At 69.9% G+C, this 15653-nt stretch carries 15 protein-coding genes; 9 read left to right on the top strand and 6 right to left on the bottom strand.

Annotation, left to right across the window (positions count from 1 at the left end; all coding sequences use genetic code 11):
- The first annotated feature begins 3 nt into the window (after positions 1 to 3).
- Positions 4 to 768 carry an SDR family NAD(P)-dependent oxidoreductase gene (locus tag GGR16_RS17935; protein ID WP_019404312.1) on the top strand — a complete coding sequence of 255 codons (765 nt, stop codon included), beginning with the start codon at positions 4 to 6 and terminating at the stop codon, positions 766 to 768.
- Between the two features lie 27 nt (positions 769 to 795).
- On the opposite strand, the gene GGR16_RS17930 is transcribed toward GGR16_RS17935, so the two are convergent.
- Entirely contained in the window at positions 796 to 2136 is a 1341-nt protein-coding gene (locus GGR16_RS17930; RefSeq protein ID WP_183317486.1) for an aminotransferase class I/II-fold pyridoxal phosphate-dependent enzyme, read from the bottom strand.
- A 124-nt stretch (positions 2137 to 2260) separates the two neighbouring features.
- On the opposite strand from GGR16_RS17930, the gene GGR16_RS17925 reads away from it, so the two are divergent.
- Genes GGR16_RS17925 through GGR16_RS17905 form a run of 5 tightly spaced genes read left to right on the top strand, consistent with a single transcriptional unit; the run spans position 2261 to position 6749 of the window.
- Positions 2261 to 3235: a substrate-binding domain-containing protein gene (locus tag GGR16_RS17925; RefSeq protein WP_183317485.1), complete on the top strand. Its 975-nt coding sequence runs from the start codon at positions 2261 to 2263 to the stop codon at positions 3233 to 3235.
- On the top strand, positions 3232 to 4080 hold the full coding sequence (locus tag GGR16_RS17920) for a deaminated glutathione amidase (protein ID WP_053194236.1): 849 nt from the start codon (positions 3232 to 3234) through the stop codon (positions 4078 to 4080). Before GGR16_RS17925 ends, GGR16_RS17920 begins: the two co-directional genes overlap by 4 nt.
- Before the next feature lie 43 nt (positions 4081 to 4123).
- On the top strand, positions 4124 to 5011 hold the full coding sequence (locus tag GGR16_RS17915; protein WP_183317484.1) for an ABC transporter substrate-binding protein: 888 nt from the start codon (positions 4124 to 4126) through the stop codon (positions 5009 to 5011).
- Positions 5012 to 5016: 5 nt separating this feature from the next.
- Positions 5017 to 5937 carry an amino acid ABC transporter permease gene (locus GGR16_RS17910; protein WP_183317483.1) on the top strand — a complete coding sequence of 307 codons (921 nt, stop codon included), beginning with the start codon at positions 5017 to 5019 and terminating at the stop codon, positions 5935 to 5937.
- Positions 5934 to 6749: an amino acid ABC transporter ATP-binding protein gene (locus GGR16_RS17905; protein ID WP_019402024.1), complete on the top strand. Its 816-nt coding sequence runs from the start codon at positions 5934 to 5936 to the stop codon at positions 6747 to 6749. The genes GGR16_RS17910 and GGR16_RS17905 overlap by 4 nt, the downstream gene beginning before the upstream one ends.
- Positions 6750 to 6764: 15 nt before the next feature.
- Here GGR16_RS17905 and GGR16_RS17900 read toward each other — a convergent pair whose 3' ends face one another.
- The 5 genes from GGR16_RS17900 to GGR16_RS17880 form a co-directional block, all read right to left on the bottom strand.
- Positions 6765 to 8543, bottom strand: a complete 1779-nt coding sequence (locus tag GGR16_RS17900) for an ABC transporter ATP-binding protein (RefSeq protein ID WP_183317482.1) — start codon at positions 8541 to 8543, stop codon at positions 6765 to 6767.
- 18 nt (positions 8544 to 8561) lie between these two features.
- Positions 8562 to 9473, bottom strand: a complete 912-nt coding sequence (locus tag GGR16_RS17895; protein WP_183317481.1) for a metallophosphoesterase family protein — start codon at positions 9471 to 9473, stop codon at positions 8562 to 8564.
- 70 nt (positions 9474 to 9543) lie between these two features.
- Entirely contained in the window at positions 9544 to 11112 is a 1569-nt protein-coding gene (locus tag GGR16_RS17890; RefSeq protein WP_246373156.1) for an ABC transporter substrate-binding protein, read from the bottom strand.
- A 95-nt stretch (positions 11113 to 11207) separates the two neighbouring features.
- On the bottom strand, positions 11208 to 12128 hold the full coding sequence (locus tag GGR16_RS17885) for an ABC transporter permease (RefSeq protein WP_183317480.1): 921 nt from the start codon (positions 12126 to 12128) through the stop codon (positions 11208 to 11210).
- Between the two features lie 14 nt (positions 12129 to 12142).
- Positions 12143 to 13069, bottom strand: coding sequence for an ABC transporter permease (locus GGR16_RS17880; protein WP_026014825.1), 927 nt, complete (start codon positions 13067 to 13069; stop codon positions 12143 to 12145).
- Positions 13070 to 13219: 150 nt separating this feature from the next.
- Between GGR16_RS17880 and GGR16_RS17875 the strand changes: the two genes are divergently transcribed.
- The 3 genes from GGR16_RS17875 to GGR16_RS17865 all read left to right on the top strand — a co-directional run bounded on the left by GGR16_RS17875 (position 13220) and on the right by GGR16_RS17865 (position 15649).
- Positions 13220 to 13945, top strand: coding sequence for an HAD-IIA family hydrolase (locus GGR16_RS17875; RefSeq protein WP_183317479.1), 726 nt, complete (start codon positions 13220 to 13222; stop codon positions 13943 to 13945).
- Positions 13945 to 14847, top strand: a complete 903-nt coding sequence (locus GGR16_RS17870; RefSeq protein ID WP_210289606.1) for a MurR/RpiR family transcriptional regulator — start codon at positions 13945 to 13947, stop codon at positions 14845 to 14847. Before GGR16_RS17875 ends, GGR16_RS17870 begins: the two co-directional genes overlap by 1 nt.
- 124 nt (positions 14848 to 14971) lie before the next feature.
- Positions 14972 to 15649 carry a phosphoribosyltransferase gene (locus GGR16_RS17865; protein WP_183317478.1) on the top strand — a complete coding sequence of 226 codons (678 nt, stop codon included), beginning with the start codon at positions 14972 to 14974 and terminating at the stop codon, positions 15647 to 15649.
- Positions 15650 to 15653: the final 4 nt, after the last annotated feature.

Here is a 15653-nt window from a genome sequence, read left to right as displayed (position 1 = left end):
GCCATGGGGAGCCCATTCCGCAACGACGGGCGCGTCGCCCTCGTCACCGGGTCGAGCCGCGGCATCGGGCGGGCGGTCGCGCTCGGCCTCGCGCAGAGCGGCGGCGCCGTCGCGGTGCACGGCGCGGAGAGAAGCGCGGCGCTGGACGATGCGGTGGAGGAGATGCGCACCGCCGGTGTCCGCGCCGAGGCGTTCGCCGCCGATCTCGCCGAGGCGGACGCCTGCCGGCGCCTGCCGGAGGCCGTGGCCGAGGCGCTGGGGCCGATCGACATCCTCGTGCTCAATGCGTCCCTCGAGCTGCGCCGCGACTGGCGCGACGTGACGGAGGAGGAGATTGCGCAACAGGTCGCGGTCAATCTCACCGCGAGCCTCCTCCTCCTGCAGGCCGTGGTGCCGGGCATGGCGGCGCGCGGCTTCGGCCGCGTCATCGCCATGGGCAGCATCCAGGAGGTGCGGCCCAATCCGCGCCTGATGGTCTATGCGGCGCTGAAGAGCGCCCAGATCAATGTGATGGTCAACCTGGCGCGCCAATATGCGGCGCAGAACGTCACCTTCAATACGGTCTCGCCCGGCGCCATCGCGACCGAGCGCAACGCCGCCGTCCTCGCCGATCCCATCTATCGGGCGCGCGTGGAGGGCGAGATCCCGGCAAGGCGCATCGGCATGCCGCAGGACTGCGTCGGCGCCTGCCTGCTGCTCGCCTCCGATGCCGGGGCGTACATCAACGGCGCCCGGCTCTTCGTCGACGGCGGCTGGCATGTCGGTTGAGCGGGGCGAGCGCGACCGCCCGCAGGTTCACTGATTCATGCCCGCAGGCGCCGCTGCGGCGCGGGCGATGGCGTCGGCGACGGCATCGTAGCGGTCGCTCAGGATGCCCGTCGCCACGCGGATATGGCTCGTCGCGCGCACGGAGCATTTGCCGCCCGGCAGGACGGCGATGCCATGGGCGGCCAGGGTCACGAGTGCATATTGCTCCGAGATGACGGGAACCCAGACGCACAGGCCGTCGCCCGCGGGCAGGGCGATGCCGCGCGCGGCGAGCGCCGCGGCGAGGGCCGCGCGGCGGGTGGCGTAGACCTCGCGTGCCGCGGCCACCAGGCCCATGCTCGCTTCATCGTTCAGCAACCAGGCGGTGGCCGCCTGCAGGAGGCGGCTCGTCCAGCCGGAGCTGAAGCTGCGGTAGGACTGGATCTGCCGGACGATGCCGGCCGAGCTCGACAGCACCGCAAGGCGCAGGTCCGGGCCGAGGGCCTTCGAGAACGAGAGGATGTGCACCACCCGGTCGGGGAAGCGGGCTCCTAGGCTGACGGGCGGCAGCGGCGAGACATCGCCGACGCCGTCGTCCTCGATGATGAGCGTGTCGCTGCCGTCGAGCACGCGGCCCAGCTCGCTGAGGCGCCCGGGCGTGATGGCCCGGCCCGTCACCGAATGGGTGCGCGGCTGGTAGATGAAGGCCGTCGGCTTGCGGGCGAGCGCCCCGGCGAGCGAGGCGGGCAGGGGGCCGTCGTCGTCGCAGGCGACCGGGATGATCTCGGCCCCGAGATCCTCGATGATGTCGAGGAGCCGCATGGCGGTCGGATCCTCGATGGCGACCGAGGCACCGGGCATGACGAGCGCGTGCAGCGCGGCATAGACCGCGTTGTAGCCGCCGTTGGTGGCGAGAAAGGTCTCGGGCCGGTAGGGCCAGCGCCGCTCCGCCGCGGCCTTCAGCTCGGCGAGGATGGGCGTGCGCTCGTAACTGTTGACGTTCTCGGCCGTGGCGCCGTGGGCGAGGGCCTCGGCCAGCGGCGGCAGCAAGGCGCGGTCCGGCACGGCGAGCGACAGGTCGAGCACGCCCTCGCCGAAATAGCCGACGCTGCCCATGCGCGCCGGGCGTGGGGCCACCGTGTCGCCGAAGACCCATGTGCCCTTGCGGCCGCGGCCGCTGATCATCTTCTGCCGCCTGAGCTCGCTCCAGGCCTCGGACACGGTCGCGGGGCTGACGCCCAGCCGGAAGGCGAGGTCGCGCACGGTCGGCAGCTGCGAGCCGATGGGCAGGACGCCGGAGCGGATGAGGGCGCTCGTCTCGACCGCGATGCCGCGGGCGGTGCGCTCGCTGAGCCGTTCGGCGAGCCATTCGGCGTCATGGGTGCTCATGATTCTCGCTTATAATGTTCAGTAACATAATAGCTATTGATCGGAGATAGTGAACATTCAATTCTCGCCATGGCGACCCGGGGCCACTAGCCGGCCACGGGAGTGGAGCCATGGGAGAGGATGTGTGAAGGTCAGTATTCGTCTCGCGGTGCGTGATTGGGACTATGTGACGCCGCTGCTCCTTGGCGACGTCGCCTCCGAGCGGATCGACCTGAAGATCGAGCGCCTCGCGACCCTGCCGGAGGATTTCGCCAGCGATCCGCGCTTCGACGCGAGCGAGATCTCCTTCAGCCGCTACACGACGGCCCGCAGCCGGGGCGAGACGGCGGTTCTCGGCGTGCCGAACTTCCTCATGCGCGGCTTCCGCCACCGCTGCATCATCACGGCGCGCGACAGCGGCCTCGTGCGGCTCGAGGACCTCAGGGGCAAGCGCATCGGCGTCACGGGCTGGCAGGATTCCGGCAACACCTGGACGCGGGCGGCGCTGGCGCGCGCCGGGGTGGGCATCGACGATGCCCGCTGGTACGCGGGACGCCTCACCGAGGCCCATCCGGTCACCGACCGGCTCGGCCGCTATGCCCGCCCCGGCCGCATCGAGCCGGTGCCCGGCGAGCGGCCGATGCTGGAGCTCCTCGACGAGGGCTGGCTCGATGCCGTCTTCACACCCTTCATGCCGCCCGGCTTCTTCGAGCGGCAGACGCGCTATCGCCTGCTCCTGCCGGACGTGCGCGCCGCCGAGCGCGCCTATTTCGAGGCCGTCGGCTATGTGCCCGGCATCCATGTCCTCGGCATCAAGGCCGCCTTTGCCGCCCAGCATCCGTGGGCTGTCCAGGAGCTCAGCGATCTGATCGACGCGGCGCGGCGCCTGTGGCTGGAGAAGCGGCGCAAGTACATCGACACGACGCCCTGGCTGATCGAGGATCTCGTGTCGACCGGCCGGGACCTGCCGCCCGACTGGGACGCGAGCGGGCTCGGCGCCAACCGCCACATGATCGCGGACTTTCTCGACGAGGTGCGGCGCCAGGGCCTCGCCGACACCGGTCTGACGCCCGAGAGCCTCTTTCCATCGATCGCCGAACTTGCGGGAGAACCGGCATGACCACCTCTTCGAGCACCCGTTCCGTCGCCCGCGTCGCGCTCGGCCAGTTCGCGGTGAGCCGCGACTGGCAGGAGAACGCGGACACAGTGGTGCGGCTGATGCGGGATGCGGCGGCTGGCGGGGCCGCGCTCCTCGTGCTGCCCGAGGGCATCCTCGCCCGCGACATCGCCGATCCGGACATCGTGCTGACGTCGGCCCAGCCCCTCGACGGCCGCTTCATGCAGCAGGTGCTGGCGGCGAGCCACGGCAGCGACCTCACGGTGATGACCTGCATCCACGTCCCCAACGGCCGCGGGCGCGTGTTCAACGTGCTCGTCACCGTGCGCGACGGCGCCATCATCGGGAGCTACCGCAAGCTGCATCTCTACGACGCCTTCGCGGCGCAGGAATCGGTCAACGTCGAGCCCGGCGACGAGATCCCGCCGCTCGTCGAGGTGGCGGGGCTGAAGGTCGGCACCATGACCTGCTACGACCTGCGCTTTCCCGAGCTCGCCCGGCGGCTCGCCGTCGACGGGGCCGAGGTCATCGTCGTCCCGGCGGCCTGGGTGAGGGGCCTCGGCAAGGAAGCCCACTGGGAGGTGCTGGCGACGGCCCGTGCCCTGGAAAATACCTGCTACCTCGTCGCCGTGGGCGAGTGCGGCGAGCGCAATATCGGCGCGAGCATGGTCATCGATCCGCTCGGCGTCGCCATTGCCCGCGCCGGAGAGGCGCCTGCGCTCGTCTTCGCCGATATCGATCCGGCCCGCATCGCCCATGCGCGCGCCGTCCTGCCGGTGCTCGCCAACCGCCGCTTCGCCCGGCCGGAACTGGCGGCACCTGCCGCCGCAACGACGGCGGCAGCCTGACCAGAACCACAAGCAGAGCCAGAATCGGAAGGGGAACGACAACATGAACATCCGCAAGCTCGCCTGCGCCTCGGCGCTCGCTTTCGCCGTCATCCAGGCGCCCGCGCTCGCCGCGTCCGGCGATGTGCCGGCGCAGCAGGTCAACGAGGCGCTGCGCGCCAAACTGCCCGAGAACATCCGTGCCGCCGGCAAGATGGTGTCGGTCAACAACGGCTCCTTCCCGCCCTACGAGATCGTCACCGACACCAATGCGATGACCGGCGCCAGCGCCGATCTGTCCGAGGCCATCGGCCAGATCCTCGGCATCAAGATCGAGCATGCGTCCGTGAGCGGCCTGTCGGCCCTCCTGTCCGGCATCAAGTCCGGCCGCTACCAGTTCGCCATGGGGCCGGTCGGCGACTTCAAGTCGCGCCAGGAAGCCAATGATTTCGTCGATTATGTGCGCGAATACGTCGTTTTCGCCGTGCAGAAGGGCAATCCGAAGGGCATCAACAGCCTCGACGAGGCCTGCGGCAACCGCATCGCCGTGATGTCCGGCGGCTCGGCCGAGCGCGTCATCAAGGCCCAGGCCGAGAAATGCGCTGCCGAAGGCAAGCCGGCGCTCGAGGTGCAGTCCTTCACCGACCAGCCGACCTCGATCCTCGCCGTGCGGTCCAAGCGCTCCGACGCCTTCTTCTCCTCGCAGGCGCCGCTGACCTATTTCGTGCAGCAGGCGGGCGGCGAACTCGAGCTCGCGGCCGTCGGCAAGGCCAATGGCTTCCAGGACCTCTATCAGGGCGCCGTGGTGTCCAAGGGCTCGCCGCTCGGCGAGGTGCTGCTCGGCGCCATCAAGGAACTGGTGGCGAACGGCACCTATGACGTGATCATGAAGAAGTGGGGACTTCAGAACAACATGATCTCCGACCCCGGCATCAACCTCGCTTCCCAGTGACGGTCATGAGCGCCCCGAGCGTGGATGAGAGCAGGGCCGCGGATGCGGCCCTGCGCGATGTCGCCAACGCCCACCGGCCGATCGCCTGGGGACGCTGGCTCCTGTGGGCCCTCGTCCTCATCATCGCGACGGATTTCGGCTGGATCGTCGCCAACAACGAGAATTTCGGCTGGCCCGTGGTCGCCGAGTGGTTCACGGCGCCCTCCATCCTGCGCGGCCTGTCGGTCACGCTCGGGCTCACCGTCGTCGCCATGGTGATCGGCGTCATCATCGGGCTTCTGCTCGCCATCGCCCGCATGTCGGACGACCGGCTGCTCAGCTCGCTCGCGGGCCTCTACATCTGGTTCTTCCGCGGCACGCCGCTGCTGGTGCAGCTCATCTTCTGGTACAACCTGTCGACCCTGTTCCCGCAGATCTCCATCGCCATCCCCTTCGGCCCAACGCTGGCGAGCTGGGACACCAACGACCTCATCACGCCGATGACGGCGGCCATCGCGGGGCTGTCGCTCAACGAGGCGGCCTACATGGCGGAGATCATCCGCGGCGGCCTCCTGTCCGTGGACAAGGGCCAGGTCGAGGCGACGGACGCCTTCGGCATGACGCGGGCGCGGGCGCTGCGGCGCATCATCATTCCCCAGGCCATGCGCTCCATCATCCCGCCGACGGGCAACCAGCTCATCAGCATGATCAAAGCGACCTCGCTCGTCAGCGTCATCGCCATGGCCGACCTGCTCTATTCCGTACAGGCCGTCTACAACCGCACCTTCGAGGTCATCCCGATGCTGATGGTGGCGGTGATCTGGTATCTCCTCGTCACATCCATCCTCAACGTCGGCCAGGGCTTCATCGAGCGCTACTATGCCCGCGGCGAGCGTGGCGCCGGCGGCGACAAGGCTCCCGCGCGGGCGATGGAGGAGGCGATATGAACGTCGCTGCGAGAGACAGCGCGGCCGCGGCCTCCGCCGCCGTGGCGCCGCTGGTGCGTGCGCGCAACGTGCACAAGTCCTTCGGCGCCAACGAGGTGCTGAAGGGGATCGACCTCGACGTGGCGCCGGGCGAGGTGGTCGTCATCCTCGGGCCGTCGGGCTCGGGGAAATCCACCTTCCTGCGCTGCATCAACCACCTGGAGGCGATCGACCGCGGCTCGATCGAGGTCGACGGGGAGCAGATCGGCTACCAGCTGCGGCACGGGCGCCTCAACAAGCTCTCGAGCCGGGCGATCGCCGTGCAGCGCCGCAAGATCGGCATGGTGTTCCAGCAGTTCAACCTCTATCCGCACATGACGGCGCTGGAGAACATCATCGAGGCGCCCGTCGGCGTGCACGGGCAGGACCGGCGCGAGGCGGTGGCCTATGCCATGGACCTGCTCGCCCGCGTCGGCCTGTCCGAGAAGGCGCCCGCCTATCCGCGCCAGCTCTCGGGCGGCCAGCAGCAGCGCGTCGCCATCGCCCGCGCGCTCGCCATCCGGCCGAAGCTGATGCTCTTCGACGAGCCGACCTCGGCTCTCGACCCCGAGCTCGTCGGCGAGGTGCTGAATGTCATGCGCGACCTCGCCGGACAGGGCCTGACGATGATCGTCGTCACGCACGAGATCGGCTTCGCGCGCGAGGCGGCCGACCGGGTCGTCTTCATGGACGGGGGCATCGTCGTCGAAGAGGGCCGGCCCGAGGACATCCTCGCCAACCCGCAGCACCCGCGCACGCGCCTCTTCCTCAGCCGCTTCATCGACACGGCCTGAGGCGCGGGCCGCGGCTCAGACAGCGACGAGATGGCCGGGGCCGGCCTCGGCGAAGTGCTGCGCTGGCGGCGTGAAGCCGACGGGATTGATGGGGCTCCTGCGCTCGCGCAGGGCGAGCCTGCGCGGGCCGTGCCTGAGCGCCGGATCGGCCACCGGCACTGCGGCGAGGAGGTCACGCGTATAGGGGTGGCGCGGATCCGAGAGGACGGCGTCGGTCGGGCCCGTCTCGACGATACGGCCGCGGTCGAGCACGGCGACGCGGTGGCTCATGCGCTCGACCACGGCGAGATCGTGCGAGATGAAGAGATAGGCGATGCCGAACTCGTCCTGCAGCTCGCGCATCAGGGCGATGACCTGGTCCTGCACCGAGACGTCGAGGGCCGATACCGGCTCGTCTGCGACGATGACGCGCGGTCTGGACGACAGCGCCCGGGCGATGGCGAGGCGCTGGCGCTGGCCACCCGAGAACTGGTGCGGATAGCGGTCGAGGCTGTCCGCCGGCAGGCCGACCCGGCGCATCAGCTCGGCCGCGATCTCGCGCCGCGCGGGCGCCGGCAGCCGGTCGTGAATGGCGAGCGGCTCCGTGACGAGCTCGTGCACCGGCAGGCGCGGGTTGAGGCTGGCGTAGGGGTCCTGGAAGACCATCTGCGCATGGCGGCGCAGGGGGCGGACGGCCTGCTGCGACAGGCCGGTGACGTCGCGGCCGCAGATGAGGATGCGCCCGGTCGTCGGCTCGACGAGCCTGAGGATGGAGCGGCCGATGGTCGACTTGCCCGAGCCGGATTCGCCGACGAGGCCGAGCGTCTCGCCGCGCCGCAGCGTCAGGCTGACATCCTCCACCGCATGCACATTGGCGACATGGCGGCGGAACGGTCCCTTGCGGATCGGAAAGCGGGTGACGAGGCCCTCGACGCGCAGCACCTCGCCGGTATCGCCGGCGTCTTCCGCCCTGCCGGCGCGCGGGACGGCATAGATCGGCGCGCCGGCGCCGAGGCGCGGCACGGCCGCCAGGAGGGCGCGGGTATAGGTAGCCTGCGGTGCCGCGAAGAGATCGGCCGTACGTGCCGTCTCCACATGTTCGCCCTGGCGCATGACGACGACGCGGTCGGCCATCTCGGCGACGACGCCCATGTCGTGGGTGATGAAGATGACGGACGTGCCCGTCTGCTGCTGCAGGGCACGGATGAGATCGAGGATGCCCGCCTGGATGGTGACGTCGAGCGCTGTCGTCGGCTCGTCGGCGATGAGCAGCCGTGGCCGGCAGGCGAGCGCGATGGCGATCATGACGCGCTGGCGCATGCCGCCCGAGAGCTCGTGCGGATACTGGCGCATGCGCCGTTCCGGATCGGTCAGCTGCACTTCGTCGAGCACGGCGAGCGCCGCCCGCTCCGCCTCGCGTGCGCCGATGCCGCGATGCGCCAGCAGCACTTCCGCCACCTGCTCGCCGATGGTCAGCACCGGGTTGAGCGAGGTCATCGGCTCCTGGAAGATCATCGACATGGCGTTGCCGCGGATGGCGCGCATCGCCGGCTCGTCGAGCCGCGCGAGGTCGACCGCGGGCCCGTCATGCGGGCGGAAGAGCATCTCGCCGCCGGTGACGGCGCCGCCCTCGCGCTCGATAAGGCGCATCAGCGACAGCGCCGTGACCGACTTGCCCGAGCCCGATTCCCCGACGATCGCCACCGTCTCGCCGGCCCCGACCGAGAAGGAGAGGTTGCGCACCACGGGCGTTGCGCCGCGGCGCGACCGGAAGGCGACGCAGAGGTCGCGCACGTCGAGAAGGGGTGCAGTCATGGCGCCGGTCCCAAGCGTCTATTCCGCCGCCTGCGCGACTTGGCTGGCAACTTGCCGAGCGGCCTGGGCTGCGTGGCGCAGGCGGATCTCGGGATGCTCGTTGAAGGGCGGCAGCGGCGTCACCCAGCGCCGTGCGGTCTCGGCGGCGTCGAGCGAGACGGCAAAACTGTCCTTGCCGAAGACACGCCAGTCGATGCGGTCCGACAGTTCGACGAGGGCGAAGCTGCCGGCGGGCTCGGGATGGGTGGTGAAGCTCTCGGTCAGCGACTGCAGGGTGAAATGCGGCTGGCCGTTCACCATGGTCAGCGTGTTCCAGTGCACGTGGCCGGCGAAGCAGGCGACCGGCACGCGCGCCGCCGCCAGAACGGCCCGCGCCCGCTCGGCCCCGCCGGGATAGGTCGAGGCGTCGGGGTTGCGCTCGAAGTAATAGTTGCCGTCCTGCGCATGGCCGGACACCGGCACGTGGCTGAAGAGGGCGATCGGCTTCGTCGCCGTGCGCACCACGCCGGCGAGCCACAAGAGGTCCGCTTCGGGCAGCACGAAGCCGCCCGGGCGATGGATCTTCGTGTCCGCCCGCCAGATGACGAGCTGCCAGGCGCCGAGATCGACGACCTGATTGCCGAGCGCCTGGCCGAGGATCTCGGCATTGTCGGCGACGGTGAGATGGTCGCGGTCGTGGTTGCCGCAGATGTGGAAGACCGGTGCGGCTACGGCGCGAAAGCCGTCGGCGACCTCGCGTTCCAGGCGCCTGTCGGTTTCCGTGTCGACGTCGGAGATGCGGTCGCCGAGGTCGATCACGGCGTCCGGCCGCGTCTTGTTGGCGAAGCGGGCGAATTCGGCGAGCAGCGGCAGCGCGGCCGTGCCCTTCTTGGTGAAGCTGTCGGCACCGTGGTGGATGTCGGCGACGAGGCAGAGGCGGAGCGCGGTCATGAAAGTCTCGCGGCGGGCGGATGGAGGATCGGGATGAGGGGAGCAGGGCGTGTCCGGCTCCCGCAGGAGGTCAGCCGTCGACCCGGATGGAGCCGGCGCGGAAGTCGAGCACGTAGGGGATGTGGCCCGGCGCCGGCGCCCAGTCGACGGTCTTGCGCATGCCCCAGCTCTCGTAGGGCTGGTAGAGCACGAGGAAGGGCGGGTCGTTCTTGATGCGCTCCATCAATTCGCCATAGGCCTGCCGGCGCGCCGCGACGTCGGTGGAAAAGCGGAAGCGGTCCCACTTCTCGGCATAGTCGGCGTCCGTCTTGAAGCGGCCCTCGCCTTCGGAGGGGCCGCCCGGCGCCCACATCACGCCGAAGGAGCCGAAGGGGTCGGGGAAGTACATCGGGTTCGACCAGTTGCGGGCGTTCATCGTCGGGTCGTTGCCCGTCCACTTGTCGTCGACATTGATGCGCGTCTTGACGCCGATGGCGCCCCACATCTCGGCGACGGCCTGCATGGCGAGGAGGCCGTTGGTGTAATAGGTGGCCGAGGTGTCGATGCGGATCTCCTCGCCCTTGTAGCCGCTCTCGGCGAGCAGCTCCTTGGCCTTCTCGATGTCGTATTCGAAGGTCTTGAGCTCCGGCATGTAGAGGGCGCCGAAGGGCTCCATGGTATGGCTCGCCGGCACGACGGCCTTGCCCTGCCACAGGGCCTCGCTCAGGGTCTGCCGGTCGATGGCGTGGTTGAGCGCCTGGCGCAGCTTCGGGCTCGCCATCTTCTCGTTGAGCGTGTTGTAGATGAGCACGTGGAAGAGCGGCGTCACCATGCCGGCCGTCTTGAGGTTCGGGTCGGCCTCGACGGTGGCGAGCTGGTCCGGCGGCAGGTTGGTGATGATGTCGACCTCGCCGTTCTTCAGCGCCGTGATGCGGGTCGCCATCTCGGGGATGGAGCGCACGGTGACGCGCTCGAACGGGGCCTTGTCGCCCCAGAACGCGTCATGGCGCTGCCAGACGATGCGCTCGCCGGGAATGAACTCGGCGATGCGGTAGGGGCCGGAGCCGACCGGGGCGAGCGCGAAGGCCTCGAAGTCGGAATTCTCGGCGACCTTGGGGTCGCCGGTCAGCCCCTTCACATAGTCCTCGGGCACGATCATCAGCTGCTGCATGTTGATGAGCGTTTCCCAGAGCGGCTCCGGCTTCTTCGTGCGCACCCGCACCGTGAGGTCGTCGACCTTCTCGGCCACGTCGAAGTTGTTCAGCCGGTCCTTCGAGCGCACCGCATAGGGCGGGAAGCTCGCCTGGAACATGCGGTTGAAGGAGAAGACGACATCGTCGGCGGTGAGCGGCTCGCCGTTGTGGAAGACGACGCCCGGCCGCAGCTTGAACTCCATCGTCAGGTCGTCGATGCGGTTCCATTGCGTGGCGAGGCCGGGCAGGAACTTCGCCTCGGCGGTCGAGTGGTCCTTCTCGATCAGGGTGTCGAAGCTGTTGTAGTAGAACTGCGAGCCGACGTTGGAATGGTCGCGGCCCGGATCGAGATAGGGCGGCATGTTGGAGGCGCCGACCTTCAGTTCGGCCGCCAGCGCGGGGGTGAGCGGGGCGAGGCTTGCGAGCGACGTCGCCGCGAGGGCGAGGACGAGCGAGCGGGTCATCATGGCGTGAAGGCCTCCGTTGTGGCGGTCGCGCCGTGCGGCCCGCCGTTGCTTGCTGGGAGGCGGCGGCTGTCCGCCTCCGGTCTCTCGATTGGCGCTCAGCGCTCGCGCAGGCGCACGTCGGTGCGGTCGCGCAGGAAGTCGCCGAGCATCTGGATGACGAAGGTCACGAGGAGGATGAGGAGCGCCGGCGCGGCGACGATCCAGGGCGCCGAGGGCAGGTAGTCGCGCCCCATCCCCACCATGGCGCCGAGCGTCGCCGTCGGCGGGCGCAGGCCGAGCCCGAGGAAGGACAGCGTCGATTCCAGCAGCACGATGTTGGAGATGTTGACCGTGAAGACGACGACCAGCGGCGAGACGAGATTGGGCAGGATGTGCTTGACCGCGATGCGCCAGCCCGAGGCCCCGGCGGCGCGTGCCGCCTCGATGAAGGGCATCTCGCGCAGGCGCAGCACCTCGCCGCGGGTGATGCGGGCGTATTGCTCCCAATAGGCGATGCCGAGCACGGCGATGAGCACGGTGAGGTCGCCGCCGAGGAGCGCCACCGTCAGCAGCGCGACGAGGGTGAAGGGCACGGCGATCTGGATGTCGACGAGGCTCATGATGAGGTCGTCCACCCGGCCGCCGGCGATGCCGGCGAAAAGCCCGAGGCTGCCGCCGAGGAGAAGCCCGATGACCGCGCCGAGAAGCGCGACCCCGAGCGTCAGGCGCAGGCCGTGGAGGCAGCGCGAGAGGATGTCGCGGCCGAGCTCGTCCGTGCCCAGGAGATAACCGTCCTTTGCCCCGGCAAGGCCCATCGGCGGCTTCAGCCGCGACAGCAGGCTCTGGGCATTGGGATCGAAGGGCGCGATGAGCGGGGCGGCGAGCGCCAGCACGACGAGGACGAGGCCGAGCACCGCTGTGAACCGCACGATCCAGTTCATGTCCGCCCAGACGTCGGCGAGCCCGGCGCCGAGGCGCGTGGCGCGGTGGAGGAGCGACGGCGCGGCGGGCGGCGCGGAAAGCGTGGTGTGGACCATCGGCCTTGCCTCCCTCACGACCTTGCCAGGCGCACGCGCGGATCGGCGGCGCCGTAGGCGAGATCGACGAGCGTGTTGATGAGGATGACGGCGAGCGCCACGGCGATGACGCCGAACTGCAGCACCGGGTAGTCGCGCCGGAGCGCGGCGGAGACCAGCATCTCGCCGATGCCGCGCCAGGCGAAGATCGTCTCGATGACGACGTTGCCGGCCGCGGCGAGGCCGGCGATCTGCAGGCCGAGCACGGACAGAATGGTGATGAGCGCATTGCGCAGCGCGTGCTTGAAGATGACCCGCGGTTCGGCGAGACCCTTGGCGCGGGCGGTGCGCAGGTAGTCCTGGCTCAGGACGTCGAGCATGGCGTTGCGGGTGAAGCGCGTCAGGCTCGCGATGTAGAAGGCCGACAGCGCGACGACCGGCATCACGAAATGGGCGAGCGAGCCGTTGCCGGAGCTCGGCAGCCAGCCGAGCCAGAAGGAGAGGGTGAGGATGAGCAGGACGGCGAGGACGAAATTGGGGATGGCGTAGCCGAGGAAGGCCGCGCCCATGATCATGCTGCCCGCCCAGGACTTGCGGTAGACCGCGGCGAGCGTGCCCGCCGGCACGGCAACCGCGAGCGTCAGCAGCACGGCACCGACGAGGAGCTGCAGGGAGGGGCCGACCCGCTCCAGGGCGATGGTCGAGACCGGCCGGCGCTCGACGAGCGAAATGCCGAAATTGCCCTCCGCGAGGGCACGCAGGTAGCGCCAGTACTGCTCGAGCCAGGAGGCGTCGAGGCCGTAATAGGCGACGAGGGTCGCCCGGTCCGCCGCGCTGAGGCCTTCGCCGCCGATGAAGTCGACCGCATTGCCCGAGAGCCGGGTGGCGAAGAACACGCCGGTGACGATGACGAGCATCGTCACGACCATGCGCAGCAATCTCGCCAGGGCATATTCGAGCACGGGCCGGTCTCCGCCGTTCGGGTTCGGCAGCACACCTAGCGCCGTCGTGTGACAGTCGAATGAATGTTGCTCAATCAAAAATCATATTGACATTGAGAATATATCAATGAAGCCTCCGCAAGGAATTCGACGACGGCAAATCAGGTGTCCATGTCCCGCCCCCGCGGCTATCTCCTCGACCTCGACGGCACCCTCATCAGCGGCCGCAGGCTCCTGCCGGGCGTGGCCGCGCTCGTCGCCGAAACCGGCGGGCGCTTCGCCATCGTCTCCAACGACGCCGAGCACACGCCGCACGAGCTGGCGCGCCTGCTCGGGCGGCTCGGCCTTGTCGTCGCCGCCGAACGCATCGTCCTCGCCGGCACGACGGCAATCGACCTTGTGGCGCAGCGCCATCCGGGCGCCCGGGTGATGCTGCTCGCGGGGCCGGCGCTGGAGCGCTATGCGCGCCGGCGCGGGCTGCGGCTGTCGACCGGCGCCTGCGACATCATCATCGTCGGACGCGACCGGCGCTTCAGCTACCGGCGCCTCGCGGCGGCGGCGCATGCCGTCTCTCTCGGGGCGAAGCTCGTTCTCGCCTGTCCGGACACGCACCACCGCGGGCCGCTCGGCGAGCCCGTTCCGGAAGTCGGCGCGCTGGCGGCTTCCATCCTCTCCTGCGCCGGGGCGGGCGAGTGCGAGGTGGTGGGCAAGCCCGAGCCGCTGCTCTTCCGCCTCGGCTGCGAGCGGCTCGGCCTTCCGCCGCAGGAGGTGGTCATGATCGGCGACAATCCGGCCACCGACGGCAAGGGTGCCATGCGGGCGGGCATGCGCTTCCTGCACGTCCGGCCCGGCGATTTCGTGGAAGGCCTCGGCGCGATGGAAAGGAAGGTGGCCTGATGGCGGGTCCGGCAAACGGTCAGCAGAAGGATCGGCAGGCGGCGCTGCGCGCGGGCGAGTTCAACGGCGTGCTCGACCGCGTCGCGGTGCTGCGCCCGGACCTGCCGCCGACGGCGGCGCGCATCGCCGACTTCATCAGGGACAACGCCGGCGACGTCATCCACATGTCGGTGACGGAGGTGGCCGAGCGCGCCGGCGCCAGCGAGGGCAGCGTCATCGGCTTCTGCCAGATGCTCGGTGCACGCGGCTTCCAGCAGGTCAAGATCGCGCTCGCCCGCGAATTCGTGCAGCCGGTGCAGTTCATCCACGAGGATCTCGCCGAGACCGATACGGTCGAGGCCGTCATCGACAAGGTCTTCAAGTCGGACCTTCAGGCTTTGCGGGACACGCAGAAGGCGCTCGACGTCGCCGCCATGCGCGCCGCGATCGGCGCGATCCGCAAGGCAAGCCGCGTCGAGGTGTTCGGCATCGGCAGCGCCGCGCCCATCGCCGAGGACGCGCATTACCGGCTGATGCGCATCGGCATCCCGTCGCGCGTCAGCGTCGACAGCCATGTGCAGGCCATCACGGCCTCGCTCGCGGGGCCGGACGTGGCGACGCTCACCATCTCCCATTCGGGCAGCACGGTGGAGACCCTGACGGCGACGCGCCTCGCCAAGGAAGCGGGGGCGACGACAATCTGCGTCACCAATTTCGGCAAGTCGCCTCTCCACGCCCATGCCGACATCGTCCTGCACACGCTGGCGCGCGAGACCCAGTTCCGTACCGAGGCGATGACGAGCCGCATCGCCCAGCTCGCCGTCATCGACGCGCTCATCGCCGGCCTTGCGCTCGCCGACCACGACCGGTCCGTGGCGACCATCGCGAAGACCTTCGAGGTGCTGACCGACAAGCGGGTCTAGCGACGCGATCCGTCCGCGGAGCCCGTGTTGTGGCGGGCGGCCCCATGACGCGCCCGGGTTCCGGCGGTAGGATGGCCGTCGCGCCGCTCTGCGCAACAGCGCCACGGGCGGACAGGAGTGGGCCATGCCTTTTCTCAACCGCGTCGAGGCGGGACGGCGGCTCGCCAGGGCCCTGACGGAATGGAGGGGCGAAGATCCCGTCATCCTCGCCTTGCCGCGCGGCGGCGTGCCGGTCGCCGCCGAGATCGCCGCCGCCTTCGCCGCGCCGCTCGATCTCGTGCTCGTGCGCAAGCTCGGCGTGCCGCGACAGCCGGAGCTCGCGATGGGTGCCGTCGTCGACGGGGCCGAGCCCATCACCGTGCGCAACGAGGATGTCATCGCGGGCGCGCAGATTGCGCCTGCGGACTTCGAGGCGGTGCGGGCGCGCGAACTCGTCGAGATCGAGCGCCGGCGGCGCTTCTACCTCGGATCGCGCCCGCCGGTGCGGGTGGAAGGCCGCTGCGCCATCGTGGTCGACGACGGCATCGCGACGGGCGCGACCGTCAGGGCGGCCCTGCGGGCCATCCGCCGCCGCGCGCCGGCGCGGCTCGTGCTGGCGACGCCGGTCGCGCCGCGCGACGTCGTCGCCGATCTCAGCGACGAGGCCGATGCCGTCGTCTGCCTCGAGACGCCGGAGCCGTTCTGGGCCGTCGGCGCCGCCTATCTCGATTTCGACCAGGTGGAGGACGAGGCGGTGATCGCGACGCTGGCGCGCTTCCCGCCGGACGAGGGCAGCGCCCGGTCGTCCGCGCCGCAGCCGTGAGGCC

The organism is Chelatococcus caeni, assembly GCF_014196925.1.
Taxonomy (GTDB): Bacteria; Pseudomonadota; Alphaproteobacteria; order Rhizobiales; family Beijerinckiaceae; genus Chelatococcus_A; species Chelatococcus_A caeni.
Note: the sequence above shows the minus strand (reverse complement) of the source record. Positions and strands in the feature narration are given on the sequence as shown.

Bases quoted from the DNA above. Each gene is read 5' to 3' on its own strand.
- GGR16_RS17935 (WP_019404312.1), top strand. From the start codon at position 4: ATGGGGAGCCCATTCCGCAACGACGGGCGCGTCGCCCTCGTCACCGGG.
- GGR16_RS17930 (WP_183317486.1), bottom strand. From the start codon at position 2,136: ATGAGCACCCATGACGCCGAATGGCTCGCCGAACGGCTCAGCGAGCGC.
- GGR16_RS17920 (WP_053194236.1), top strand. From the start codon at position 3,232: ATGACCACCTCTTCGAGCACCCGTTCCGTCGCCCGCGTCGCGCTCGGC.
- GGR16_RS17915 (WP_183317484.1), top strand. From the start codon at position 4,124: ATGAACATCCGCAAGCTCGCCTGCGCCTCGGCGCTCGCTTTCGCCGTC.
- GGR16_RS17910 (WP_183317483.1), top strand. From the start codon at position 5,017: ATGAGCGCCCCGAGCGTGGATGAGAGCAGGGCCGCGGATGCGGCCCTG.
- GGR16_RS17905 (WP_019402024.1), top strand. From the start codon at position 5,934: ATGAACGTCGCTGCGAGAGACAGCGCGGCCGCGGCCTCCGCCGCCGTG.
- GGR16_RS17900 (WP_183317482.1), bottom strand. From the start codon at position 8,543: ATGACTGCACCCCTTCTCGACGTGCGCGACCTCTGCGTCGCCTTCCGG.
- GGR16_RS17895 (WP_183317481.1), bottom strand. From the start codon at position 9,473: ATGACCGCGCTCCGCCTCTGCCTCGTCGCCGACATCCACCACGGTGCC.
- GGR16_RS17890 (WP_246373156.1), bottom strand. From the start codon at position 11,112: ATGATGACCCGCTCGCTCGTCCTCGCCCTCGCGGCGACGTCGCTCGCA.
- GGR16_RS17885 (WP_183317480.1), bottom strand. From the start codon at position 12,128: ATGGTCCACACCACGCTTTCCGCGCCGCCCGCCGCGCCGTCGCTCCTC.
- GGR16_RS17875 (WP_183317479.1), top strand. From the start codon at position 13,220: ATGTCCCGCCCCCGCGGCTATCTCCTCGACCTCGACGGCACCCTCATC.
- GGR16_RS17870 (WP_210289606.1), top strand. From the start codon at position 13,945: ATGGCGGGTCCGGCAAACGGTCAGCAGAAGGATCGGCAGGCGGCGCTG.
- GGR16_RS17865 (WP_183317478.1), top strand. From the start codon at position 14,972: ATGCCTTTTCTCAACCGCGTCGAGGCGGGACGGCGGCTCGCCAGGGCC.